At 38.4% G+C, this 14,246-nt stretch carries 3 protein-coding genes and 1 pseudogene; 3 read left to right on the forward strand and 1 reads right to left on the reverse strand.

What is annotated here, in order from left to right; genetic code table 11:
* Positions 1-128 precede the first annotated feature (128 nt).
* The 3 genes and pseudogenes from rpsA (at position 129) to pncB (ending at position 12,064) form a co-directional block, all read left to right on the forward strand.
* The gene (rpsA, locus tag ACFIJ9_RS00895) at positions 129-1,829 is read left to right on the forward strand and encodes a 30S ribosomal protein S1 (protein WP_026500132.1); all 1,701 of its coding nucleotides are present in this window, start codon (positions 129-131) and stop codon (positions 1,827-1,829) included.
* Positions 1,830-2,057: 228 nt separating this feature from the next.
* Positions 2,058-10,627 (forward strand): annotated as a pseudogene (locus ACFIJ9_RS00900) (GH36-type glycosyl hydrolase domain-containing protein).
* 132 nt (positions 10,628-10,759) lie between these two features.
* On the forward strand, positions 10,760-12,064 hold the full coding sequence (pncB, locus tag ACFIJ9_RS00905) for a nicotinate phosphoribosyltransferase (RefSeq protein WP_375635414.1): 1,305 nt from the start codon (positions 10,760-10,762) through the stop codon (positions 12,062-12,064).
* A gap of 1,569 nt (positions 12,065-13,633) precedes the next feature.
* Here pncB and ACFIJ9_RS00910 read toward each other — a convergent pair.
* On the reverse strand, positions 13,634-14,020 hold the full coding sequence (locus tag ACFIJ9_RS00910; protein ID WP_375635415.1) for a YbaN family protein: 387 nt from the start codon (positions 14,018-14,020) through the stop codon (positions 13,634-13,636).
* Positions 14,021-14,246 lie beyond the last annotated feature (226 nt).

Below are 14,246 nucleotides of genomic sequence, written 5' to 3' on the forward strand. Positions count from 1 at the left end.
GTTAAGGTGACTTCCAGCCTCGCGCTAACTTTTTTTCCTTTATTCAAGGAAAAAGGCAGGGAGTTGCTTATGTTAACACTAACCTAGCGCTCATACCTTATAACACAAGGTATATATTAGGAGTTCTTATGTCACAATACAATCCCACAACAGCGGATTTTGAAGCCCTTTTAACAGAATCTTTTCAAACCAATGATCTTAATGAAGGATCTGTTGTTAAAGGTCGTGTTATTGCAATCGAAAAAGACATGGCCATTATTGATGCTGGTCTTAAAGTTGAAGGACGTATTCCTCTCAAAGAATTTGGAGCTAAAGCAAAAGACGGTTCTTTGCAAGTTGGCGATGAAGTTGAGGTTTACATTGAACGCATTGAAAATGCGATGGGCGAAGCTGTTTTATCCCGTGAAAAAGCACGGCGCGAAGAAAGTTGGGTCCGTTTGGAGGAAAAATTCAATGCTGGTGCACGCGTTGATGGAGTGATCTTTAGCCAAGTAAAAGGTGGTTTTACAGTCGATCTTGATGGTGCTGTTGCTTTCTTGCCGCGCAGCCAAGTTGATATTCGTCCCATTCGTGATGTTTCACCTCTCATGCATAATTCTCAGTCCTTTGAAATCTTGAAGATGGACCGTCGTCGTGGCAATATTGTGGTCTCACGTCGTACTGTTTTAGAAGAAAGTCGCGCCGAGCAACGTTCAGAAATTGTACAAAATCTTGAAGAAAACCAAATCGTTGAAGGTGTGGTGAAAAATATCACAGATTATGGTGCCTTTGTTGATCTTGGTGGGATTGATGGTCTCTTGCACGTTACAGATATGGCATGGCGGCGTGTTAACCACCCATCTGAAGTCCTCACAATTGGTCAAACGATTAAAGTCCAGATTATTCGTATCAATCAGGATACACACCGTATTTCTCTTGGAATGAAACAGCTTGAAAGTGATCCTTGGGAAAGCATTAGTGTTCGGTATCCGATTGGTAAAAAAATTACGGGTGCTGTCACCAACATTACTGATTACGGTGGTTTTGTTGAAATTGAGCCAGGAATCGAAGGGCTGATCCATGTTTCTGAAATGAGCTGGACGAAGAAAAATGTTCATCCTGGGAAAATTCTGTCTACATCACAAGAAGTAGAAGTGGTTGTTCTTGAGATTGATCCTTCTAAACGGCGTATTTCTCTTGGCTTAAAGCAAACATTTGAAAATCCATGGGAAGCTTTTGCCAATAAATTTCCTGTCAATTCGCAAATTGAAGGAGAGGTTAAAAATAAAACAGAATTTGGTCTGTTTATTGGGCTTGAAGGCGATGTTGACGGTATGGTTCATTTGTCTGATCTTGATTGGAACCGTCCTGGTGAACAAGTCATTGATACTTACAATAAAGGCGATATCGTTAAAGCTGTGGTCCTTGATGTTGACATTGAAAAAGAGCGCATTTCTCTTGGAATTAAGCAGCTTTCCAGCGATAAAGTTGGAGAAGCAGCTGCTTCTGGCGAATTGCGAAAAGGTGCTGTTGTAACATGCGAAGTGATTGCTGTTAACGACAATGACATTGGTGTGAAATTGATTGACCACAACCTTGAGACAACCATTCGGCGTGCTGATCTCGCGCGTGATCGTGATGAGCAACGTCCTGAGCGTTTCGCAATTGGGCAAAAGGTTGATGCTCGCATCACAGCATTTGATAAAAAAACACGTAAAATTTCGGTATCGATTAAAGCTTTAGAAATTGCAGAGGAAAAAGAAGCTGTTGCACAATATGGTTCTACAGACTCGGGCGCTTCTCTTGGTGATATTCTTGGTGCTGCTTTAAAAAAACAAGAACAAGATTAATCATCAATCATTAAAGTTGACGGTGTTATTAAGGTCACTCATTTTAGGGTGACCTTTTTATTTTCTAAAAAAATTGTCTGCTTATTTTCTAATTATTGCGTAAAAAATTATAACTGCTTGCAACTAAAAACAAAAAGTTTGTTTTTTTGTCTATCAACGGTTCACTATTCAGATAAAATGCTTACAATTTAAATAAAAAACGATGTAATTGAATAACAATGGGACATTATGACGTGCATAATACCTTTCATAAAGTGCTTTTTTTCTCAAAAAGAGAAAAAAAACATTTTATTAATACGGATTTTCCTCTTCGTGCAATTTATAAGGTACGGGAAGATCTTTATAAATTAGGGCATGATATAGCTTCTGGTAAAGAAATTTTACTCCCTGAATATGAAGGAGTAGAAGATTTTCGCAAGAGATTGAATGAAAATGCGAAACTTATTCTTAATGCCTTTCATACCAGTGATTTTGCAGCCCGAAATGATGAGACTATCGCACCGTCTGCTCAATGGCTCATTGATAATCATTACACCATTGATAAAACTATACAAAAGCTACGTCGTAATCTACCTAAGTCCTTCATAAAGCAACTTCCTCTTTCTACACACAAAGCGGGAATACCACGAATTTTTGCTTTAACTTGGCTTTATATTGCGCATACTGATAGCAGCTTTTCACAAGAAACACTCACTGCTATGACCAATGGATTTCAAGAAGTTTGTGCGCTCACAATTGGTGAATTGTGGGCTCTTCCTTCTGTTATGCAAATGCTGCTCATTGAAAATGTCCGTCGTCTTTCAGTACGTATCGAAAAAGCGCGACATATGCGCCATCTTGCTAGTCAAGTGGCTGATAAAATTTCTCTTGTAAAAAATAAAACAAATCTACACTCTCTCTTTACGCAGTATAAACCATTTACTGTTGATCCAACGTTTTCAGCACATTTATTCTATCGCCTACGCAGTGCATCTGTCGATTCAACCGTAGCATTAACTTGGCTTGAAAAGCAATTGAAAAGCCAAGGCAGTAGCTTAGAAATTGCAACAGCTGATGAACATACCCGACAAGCAGCAGATGGTGTGACCATGGGAAATATTATCCGTGCTCTTAAAGCTATAGATGATGTTGATTGGACAGCATGGTTTGAAACAGTGAGTTGTGTCGATTCTATTTTGCGTAAAAATAGTGATTTTTCTGAAATTGATTCTCACTCACGCAATATTTATCGACAAGTCATTGAAAAAGTTGCACGCTTTTCGCCTCTTAGTGAGCTGGAAATTGCACATAAAGTTGTAGAAATGACAAATTCCACTTCTAAAGATATGCCTCATCATTCTTGTGTGGGGTGGTACCTTGTTGATGATGGTCGTGGCATATTTGAAAAGGCTTGTGGATATATCCCGCCCTTTCTCATAAAATGGACACGAGCTTCCTGTTGCTCAAAATTGAGAGTCATCGCTATTCCTGTCTCTTTTCTGACGCTCGCTCTTTTGCTTGTAATTTACGCCCTTTTACAAATATCTGGCATGACATCATGGATGTCTTTTTGCTTTACTGTATTAGCGCTTTTTCCTGCTATCGATGCTGCTTTTGCTTTATTTAACACTGTTGTTTCATGGTTTATCCCATCAAGACAACTCATTGGCTATGAATATAAAGAAGGTATTCCAAAACATGCACGGACAATGGTTGTTGTACCTACTTTGATGACATCACGCGATGATATTGATGAACAAGTGCGCAATCTTGAAGTGCACTATCTTTCCAATCCTAAAGGTGCCATTCATTTTGCGCTCATTACAGATTGGGTGGATGCTCCATTGAGAGAAACGCAAGATGATCTTGATTTATTGCACTATGCGCAAAAGAGTATTGATAAACTCAATAGTCGTTATCATCGTGATGAACTTCCTCTTTTTTTCCTTTTACATCGCCGACGCCTTTATAATACAAGCGAAAAATGTTGGATGGGATGGGAACGAAAGCGAGGAAAACTTCATGAACTCAATCGGCTCTTAAGAGGCGATAAAAACACAAGCTTTTATCCTCCCAAGCCACACCTTCCTATGGATTGCCGTTTTGTTATGACGCTGGATTGTGATACACGTCTTACTCCAGAGAGCGTCGCGAAACTTGTTGGAAAGCTTAACCATCCACTCAATCATCCCATTTTTGATCCGCAAAGTGGAAAGGTTGTAAAAGGCTATAGCGTTTTACAACCACGCATTATTCCTTCTCTTACAACAGGAAAAAAAACATCAATTCTCCAACGGGTTTTTTCTATCAACCGTGGCATTGATCCTTATGTTTTTGCCGTTTCTGATACTTATCAAGATCTTTTAGGAGAAGGTACCTTTATCGGTAAAGGTCTTTATAATATTGATGCATTTGAACAAGCGCTTGATGGCAAAATTAAAGAAAATACTATTCTTAGTCATGATCTCTTAGAAGGAGGTTATGCTCGTACTGCTCTGGTAAGTAGCATAGAAGTCATTGAAGACTATCCAACCGCTTATAATATTGATGTTATGCGTTATCATCGCTGGATTCGCGGTGATTGGCAGCTTTTGCCTTATCTTTTTTTCCACCGTCAAATAAGTTCCGTGACGCGTTGGAAAATGCAGGATAATTTACGTCGTTCTCTTACTCCACTTATGTGGTTAATCGCAGCATTTGCAGGATGGACTTTTTTGTCTTTCAAGAGTGCAATCGTCTGGCAAATATTCTTGTTGTTTAGCTCCTTCATTTCTCCCATTCTATGTGTATTAAAAACGCTTGTCTCGTCCAATATAGATCATTCTTTGCGTGGACATTTTCAATTAATTTGGAACAAAACTGCTCTTACAAGCGCTGATATATTTCTTAAAACAACGTTTCTTGCTCATTCGGCGTATTTTATGACCGATGCGATTATTCGTACACTCTATCGTATGACGATTTCAAAACAGCATCTTCTTGAATGGAAAACTTCTGCCGCAACAAAATCAATGCCCAATAGTTTGCGCTTCTATGTTTTTATAATGGCACCAGCATCGCTTATTGGTGTCCTTACTGTAGCACTTTCTCTTTTTTCTGATAGTTTTGCAAGCTTGATTGCTTTTCCTTTTGGGATAGCATGGTTTTTTTCACCCTTCATTGCTTGGATTGTGAGTCAACCTTCAACCTTTCAAGATAGTCTTGATCTTTCTTCAAAAGATGAAAAAAAACTTCGCTCTATTGCACGGCGTACATGGCTTTATTATACAACCTTTGTCAATGCACAAAACAACTATTTGCCTCCCGATAATTTTCAAGAAGATCCTGAACCTCTTGTTGCTCAACGTACATCTCCTACGAATATTGGCGTTTATCTCCTTTCTATTATTGCTGCACGTGATTTTGGCTGGATTGGTTTTGAAGAGACCATTACCCGTATTGAATGTACATTACGCTCTCTTACAAAAATGGAAAAGTTCCGTGGTCATCTCTATAATTGGTATGAAACGGATACACTCAGGCCTCTTTTACCTACTTATGTATCAACCGTTGATTCAGGAAATCTTGCCGGTCATTTGATAACACTCTCTTCTGCCTTAAGTGAATGGGCTGAAAAACTGCCTCTTTTTTTTCAAAGTGATCGAGAAGGCTTATCGGATGTTCTTGCTATTCTTGAAGAAACTGTCAAAGAAATTCCAGATCATCAACCCAATTTACGCTCGTTACGTCAAAAAATCGAAGAAAACATCATTCGTTTTCATGACTCTGTCTTCACTTTTGTAAAACAAGAAAATACGATTCCTTCTCACATCATAGACCTTTCACATGCAGCCCACGATATTGTGCACTTAGTCAGTGAACTTGACCACAAAATTCAAACGATAGAATCTGCTCGTGCGCTTTCTTGGGCTAAATGCCTTATCGATACCTGTAACGCTTATCATCATGATGCGACTGCTCATTGTGATACTGAAAAATTACGTAAAAAACTAAACAGGTTGGCTATAGTAGCACGGCAAATAGCCTTTGATATGAAATTTGACTTTTTAGAACAGCCTAAACGGCATCTCTTATCCATTGGATATCGTGTTCAAGAAAACAAACTCGATGAAAATTGTTATGATCTACTTGCTTCAGAAGCACGTCTTGCAAGTTTTTTTGCTATCGCAAAAGGAGACATAAAACTTAAACATTGGTTTCGTCTTGGTCGACTCCTCGTACCCATAGGTTGGAAAGGTGCGCTCCTATCATGGTCTGGATCGATGTTCGAATATCTTATGCCATCTCTCGTAATGCATGAACCTTTAGGATCTCTCCTAGATCAAACAAATCGATTGATTATTCATTGTCAAATACAATATGCTCATAAACGGGAATTGCCATGGGGTATTTCAGAGGCCGCATTTAACGCTCGCGATCATTTAATGAATTACCAATACGCTCATTTTGGTGTTCCAAACCTCGGACTCCAACGTGGTCTTTCACGCAATGCTGTCATTGCTCCTTATGCCAGCCTTCTAGCGGCACAATATGCTCCTGCTTGCGCTGTCGCTAATTTAAAACGACTCCGTGATCTTGGAGCTTTAGGAACATATGGTTATTATGACTCTGTCGATTTTACCCCTTCACGCGTGAAAACAGGGGAAAAATACGCTGTTGTACGCAATTATTATGCGCACCATCATGGCATGTCTATCCTTGCTCTTAACAATGTTATTTTTCAAGGGCGAATGCGTGACCGTTTTCACCGTGATCCCATTATTGAAGCAACGCAATTGCTGTTACAGGAAAGAGCGCCTCATCTCATTCCTATTATTCATACCAAAGCTGTTAATCGTATGCGCAATAAGTCTCAAGCACTTGACGCCGCTCCTTTGCGCATTATTACAAACCCGTTGCTCAAACCACGAGAAACGTTACTTTTGTCTAATGGCTTTTATTTTACCATGCTAACAGCGAATGGTTCTGGTTACAGTCGGTGGCACGATTATGCGATTACGCGTTTTATTCCTGATGCAACAGAAGATCAACAAGGTACTTTATTCTTCTTACGCGATACGCATAGTGGACGGTGGTGGTCTGTTACTAGTGAGCCAACACGTGTTATTGAAGAAGAAGCTGTCAGCATTTTTACAGATGAAAAGGCTGAATATACAAAAATGGTTGATGGTATAAAATCAACACTTGAATGTCTTATTACATCTGAAGGATGTGGCGAAGGTAGACGTATTCAACTGATGAATACGACAAATAAAGAGCGCCTCATTGAAGTGACTTCTTATGGTGAATTAGCGCTTGCCACAATGGATACAGACCAAGCTCATCCTGTTTTTTTCCGTATGTTTATAGAGACAGAAATTGCTGAGGAAGGTAAAACAATTTTTGCCAAAAGGCGCAAACGCTCACCTAGCGATCCTGAAATCTATGTTGCCCATTTTGTCTCTAGTACAACAGATATTCTCCAAGAGACAGAAGCTGAAACGGATCGCTCTCTGTTTATTGGGCGGGGTCGATCTATTCATCGGCCCGCTGCATTTGACCAAAATGCTCGTTTCAGTAACAGTCAAGGTTGTGTTCTTGATCCTATTATGTCATTGCGATGCCGTATCAAAATTTCAGCATATGGAAAAGCAGAACTTATTTTTTGGACTTTTGCTGCTCATACAAAAGAAGCGCTGCATAATCATATTAAACATTATCGACAACCCGATATGTTTCAAAAAGAACTTTCAAGGGCATGGACGCGCTCACAAGTCGCACTGTATCAGAGCGGAACCCAGCCTAAAGAAGCTATTGTCTATCAAAAATATGCCACATCGCTTATCTACCTTGATCGAACATGGCGTCTTTCTCCTGAAATATTAGCAAAAACGCTTGGAAAACAGTCCGATCTTTGGCCTATGTCCATTTCAGGAGACAATCCACTCTGTCTTCTTAGGTTAAATAACGAGGGAAATATCTCTGTACTGCGCGAGCTCCTTAAAGCACACGAATATTGGCATATGCGCGGACTCATTGTTGATTTGGTCATTCTTAATGAACAAACATTTTCCTACATACAAAATACACAACGCGCTCTTGAGTGGGTCTGTGAATCTTATTATCACCACACGCAAAAAGCAGATGAACGCCAACATATTTTCATGCTTCGACGCGATCAAATGAGTGAACAGAGTTTTAAAACGCTTCTTGCATCAGCGCGCACCGTTCTTGATGCCCAAAATGGCTCTTTATCTGAACAGCTTAAACGACTTGATGAGAGTGATTTTGATCTTACAGTTCATAAAAATTATCATGAATTGCATGATCAATTAGATTCCCCAAAGTATAGCGAAGGAAGGCAAGTTACAATACAAACTGAACAAAATTTTTTTGCTTCCATTGGTCTTATTAGCCAACAAAAACCCTCCTCTTTTCCCATAAATGGAGAAGATCTAAAATATTGGAATGGTTACGGTGGTTTTAACCAGTATAACCATTATGTAATACGTCTTCATGGACGTACAACTACACCGCACCCGTGGATTAACGTCATCGCTAACCACAAATTTGGTTTTCATGTCTCTGCTGAAGGTGCAATTTTTACTTGGGTTAACAATAGCCGTGATTATAAATTAACTCCTTGGGCAAATGATCCAACATCTAACCGGCCAGGAGAAGCACTTTATCTGGTTGATCGCCAGTCTTTAAAACGTTTTTCACCCGTTTCTGCTGTAGAATGTGATGAAAATATTGTCTATGAGGCTTGTCATGGTTTTGGATTTTCAACTTTTAAATCGACACATTCAGAAATTGCATTAGAACTGACTCATACACTCGATCCGGAAAAAACAATTCGCTTTTCACGTCTTACCCTCACGAATGAAGGGACAAAACCACGCAGTTTACGCCTTTATAATTATGTTGAATGGGTTTTGGGAAATACCCGTACAAAATATGCCCCCTTCATTATTTCCTCTTATGAGGACAAAAGGGGTGTACATTTTATTCAAAATCCTTATCACATTGAAAAATCTCAACAAGTCACATTCTTATCGGCATCTGAAATGCCAACCAGCACCACAACCAATAGTGCTGAATTTATTGGTGCAACGGGAACCGTAACGCATCCAACTGCGATCCGTAAAGCTGGTGCTCTTTCGAATATCATTGAAGCAGGATGTGATCCTTGTTCAGCATTCGCCTATGATATTGATCTTCAACCAGGGCAAACAAAAGAAATCATCTTCTATCTTGGCAGTGCTGAAAATAGGCAAGAAGCTGAAAAATTACTCAATCAAGTACATGCAAGTGATTTTGAAATTCTGCTCACAAAACAAAAACAGCAATGGAGTGATTTTGTTTCTCCTTTCCAAGTCAAAACACCTGACGCTTCTTTTAATCTTATGGTCAACCATTGGCTTCCTTATCAAATCTACGCATGCCGCATCATGGCACGTGCAGGTTTTTACCAAGCGAGTGGTGCATTTGGTTTTCGTGACCAGTTACAAGATAGCCTGTCTTTGTTATTGCTGGAACCACAATTAGCACGTGAACAATTATTAAATGCAGCAGCGCACCAATTTCTTGAAGGGGATGTGCAACATTGGTGGTTGCCTGACACAAATGCTGGTGTTCGTACATACATTTCTGATGATATCGTTTGGCTTGCATATGCAACAGCTCTTTATGTCACTACCACTGGTGATGACGCTTTTCTTGATACGCTCATTCCTTTTATTGAAGGTGATGTTCTCAAAAGTGGGCAACAGGATGCTTATTTTCAACCTATCCAATCCTCAAAGGTTGCAACAGTTTATGAACATTGTGCTTTAGCTTTAGACCTTGCCATTAAACGCTGCGGGCCCCATGGTCTCCCTCTTATTTTAGGTGGGGATTGGAATGATGGCATGAATTTGGTAGGTGTGGAAGGAAAAGGCGAAAGCATTTGGTTAGGATGGTTTCTTGGGTACACATTACAAGCATTTATTCCTTTGGCCAAAAAACGTGGTGATAACAGCCATATGCAAATATGGAGTACATACCTTGAACGCTTAACAAAATCCCTAGAGGAAAACGGTTGGGATGGTGCTTGGTATCGACGTGGTTATTTTGATGATGGAACACCTCTTGGTTCTAAAATTAATGATGAATGCCAAATTGATACCATTGCTCAATCTTGGGCTGTCATTTCTCAAATGGCATCGCCTGAACATCAAAAGCAAGCAATGACATCAATGTTGGAACATCTCTATGATAAAAAAGGCGGACTCATTCGCCTTTTTTGGCCACCTTTTGATAAAAGCACACTTGAGCCCGGTTATATAAAAGGTTATCCTCCGGGAATCCGAGAAAATGGTGGTCAATACACGCATGGTGCCATTTGGAGTATTTTAGCATTGGCTGAAATGGAACAAAACGATAAAGCTTACGCTTTATTTTCTATGATTAACCCGATTACCCATGGACAAGATCCTGAAACTTATCGTGTTGAACCTTATGTGATGGCCGCAGATATTTATTCTGTTGAACCACGATGTGGTCAAGGCGGTTGGACATGGTATACAGGCTCAGCCGGTTGGTTTTATCGTGCTGCAACACAAGCTATTCTTGGAATACAGCGTCAGGGAGATCTGTTGTTTTTACAGCCACATTTACCCTCTATTTGGCCAAAATATGAAGCAACAATGAAGTTTTATGATGCCGTTTATACCATTAAAGTAAAATGGGGACCTAAAAATATGCTCCATGTTAATGGCAAAAAATATACCGAAGTTCATGCGGGGATAAAGTTACACAAAACAGGTCAGCATGAAATTATACGTATTGTTAAATCTTAGAGATGAAAGATGAAAAAGAGAGCAGACTTTTTTATTCTTGCCCAAAACTGTAGAGTTGTTATATTGCACCGCCTATATTGTCCGTGTTGGTGCATAATATTTTAGATTTTATGAAACTGAAAGAAAAAGGTTATGAATCATCCGGATATTGCTAGACGTGTTTACAATCATACTTGGAAACTTGATCCCATTATTCGTTCACTTCTCGATACGGATTTTTATAAGCTTCTTATGGTACAGATGATTTGGGGGTTGTATCCTAATGTTAACGTTACTTTTTCCCTCATAAATCGCTCTAAAACAATACGTCTTGCCGATGATATTGATGAGAGTGAATTACGTGCTCAACTTGATCATGCTCTTAGTTTGCGCTTTACAAAAAAAGAAATGATCTGGCTTGCTGGTAATACATTTTATGGACGCAAACAAATTTTTGAACCGGATTTTCTTCAGTGGCTTGAGAATTTTCAACTCCCAGAATATGAACTAACCCGCAAAGATGGCCAATATATGCTTCATTTTTATGCTTCGTGGGCTCATAGCTCTATGTGGGAAATTCCAGCCCTTGCTATTATCAGTGAATTACGTTCACGTGCAGCTCTCAAAAAACTAGATCGTTTTGCTCTTGATGTACTTTATGCGCGTGCTAAAGCAAAAATGTGGAGTAAAGTTGAACGTCTCAAAAAATTGCCTGATATTAAAATATCTGACTTTGGGACAAGGCGTCGCCATTCTTTTTTATGGCAGCGCTGGTGTGTGGAAGCATTAAAAGAAGGCATTGGTAATTCTTTTACTGGAACTTCTAATGTTCTTCTTGCCATGGATACGGATTTAGAAGCTCTTGGAACCAATGCACACGAATTGCCCATGGTTATTGCGGCTCTCAGCAACAACGATGATGAATTACGCAGAGCTCCATATCAAGTCTTGCAAGATTGGAACCGTTATTATGGTGGAAATCTTCTCATTGTTTTACCTGATACCTTTGGTACAGAAGCATTTTTACGCAATGCACCAGATTGGGTCGCTGATTGGACAGGTTTCAGACCCGATAGTGCGCCCCCTATTGAAGGTGGCGAACGTATTATTCAATGGTGGAAAGAAAAAGGAAAAGATCCACGCGAAAAACTTTTAATTTTTTCTGATGCTCTTGATGTCAATACAATTGAAAAAACCTATCATCATTTCCATGGCAGAGTGCGCATGAGTTTTGGATGGGGCACGGATCTTACCAATGACTTTACAGGCTGTGCACCTCAGGAAATCGAAACTCTTGATGCTCTTTCCCTTGTTTGTAAGGTGACCTATGCCAATGGTCGACCAGCCGTAAAGCTTTCAGATAATCCTGAAAAAACGATCGGTGATTCAAAAGAAGTACAACGTTATCTCAATTTTTTTGGTAATAAAAAGCGAATTGCTAGACCTATAAAGACGTAGTTTCCGGTTCTTTAAACGAGTATATTGACTCATCATATTGTTTATAAGATTGATTTTTGTCCTGCCCTAAGGATGAGGGTTCTTAACCTTTGCTGGTCTGTAAATAGTTCGGTTGTTTTTTGAGCAGATTCTACTTGGCCTACCACGCATACGCTTCACTTACATAAGGATTCGACAGATCAGACTTAAAAATATTCACTACGCATTAAAAAAATACTTAACTTGCTAGGGAAGTTTAGCCAAGGAGGCTTCCTTATATCATTGTCATAAATAACGGTGTTATACGGCACGACAAGATACTGTTGTTTTGCATGTTGAAAGAGCGTGCGTGAATATCATAAATTTTTTTCATTTCAACCCTTTTAAATCAAGCACACTCATCTCCTTACATGTATGAAGGTTTTCAAGTTTTAAGGGTTATTGTTGTAGCTCGACAGTAGGTTTGTACTAAGTGGGAAGAGATAGGATTAAGTAGGAATACGTGGTAATTTGTTGTTTTTATGTACAATTTTGACCATTAAATGCGCGTTTTATCAAAATAGATTTTGACGCCTAAAATTGCAAAAATTACCGAAAATCAGAAAAAAATGCGTTTCCATAGTAAAAATGAGAAAAGGCTTTTCCCCCCTTTGAGAACATCTTTAAAACTCTTTGAAAAAAAATAAATTGGTACAAAATCTAGTGTAAAAATATACAAAACCCAATGAAAAGCTACAGTTGTAACATTAGGAATTGCTAAGGCAACATTGGAGGATGACAAATAGCACGGTGACTATCGGTGTGCATTTTGTAAGGCAAGGATGATGGTGCTCAAATGAATTTTATACACTTTACAGGAGATTTTACTTTATCCATGTATGGTCTGCCATCATGAAATGCGTAAAGCGTTGAGAAATGTTCATTAAAATAAATGTGTAAATAACATGATTGGGGAGCCCTTTTGTTTTACATGAGGGGCATGACCTCATTAAAAAACAGAGAATGCAATAATATTTTTATTTCGAATAAGCTTTATACAAAGACAGAGAATTTATTTATTCACATATTATAATAAGAATGCGTGTATGCATAAAACCATTTGAAAAACTCTGTTGTTTCTTATGAATTATTCTTAAGCTAAGAACAGATGTAACATTAAAGATTGATATAATAGACCGGCTTCTTAACTGTATAAGTATAAAATGATGATGTTTAATAAGCTTTGTATTATATCCTCATTAAGAGATATGAAAACAAACGAAACGTCTTTTTAGAAAGAAATGGCTATCATATCAATGACTTTTCAATGACGTATATATAGAGATTCATACAAACATGTCTTATAAAAATAATGACTCTCTTCCATGAATGTGGTTTATCCAAGTGAGAACATTTTGAGTGTGCGTAAACAGTCTTCTTTGTTCATAAAAATTATTTCACAAACATATTATTAATTAATTTCTTTCAAAAAGCTTGCTATTTCATATGCATTTTGGATATGGAGAGCTTATATTCAAAACTTAAAAGTCCTCATAGTTTTTACAAATAAGTCGAAGCTAAAAAGAGTATCTCATAAAGCCTTTTCTATCATTATGAAGATGGACGTGTTAAAATATAAAGGGCAATCAGCAATAATATAACCGCAACAAGTAAGGAAATCCATGAAGGAGGGTGTACCATTACGAAAAAGGATAAAAATCCTCCTGTCATACTCATTATTGCAAAAATTTTAATGAATGGAGAGATTGCTTTTTTTTCTTCCCATCGCTTAATAGGGGGACCAAAAATGCGATGATTATTCAACCATTGATGAAAACGTGGAGAAGAACGCGTAAAACACCATGAGGCAACTAACAAAAAAGGCACAGTTGGCATAATAGGTAATACTACACCGATAATACCTAATATAACCATTGTCCACCCTGCTATATAATAGCAGATACGCAAAGGGTGAGATATCTTCAAATCTTTTTTCATTTTCTTGTATTTTTTTCCTCTACGCAAAACCCTCTACAAAAACATTATATCTGTTTTTTCTGTTTACATGTCTGAGTGCACAATTACGTTCTACCCCTTCATGCGTAAGCGTCTTTGCTGTTATAAGTTCCTTGAAAATACCGAATAGCTTACGCAATATGATAATCATTTTAAATGATTTCAAGAAAAGAGAAGAGATTTTAGAAAATCAAAAAAATAAAAAGGC

Source organism: Bartonella sp. MR90HLJMH, assembly GCF_042194115.1.
GTDB classification, from domain to species: domain Bacteria; phylum Pseudomonadota; class Alphaproteobacteria; order Rhizobiales; family Rhizobiaceae; genus Bartonella; species Bartonella grahamii.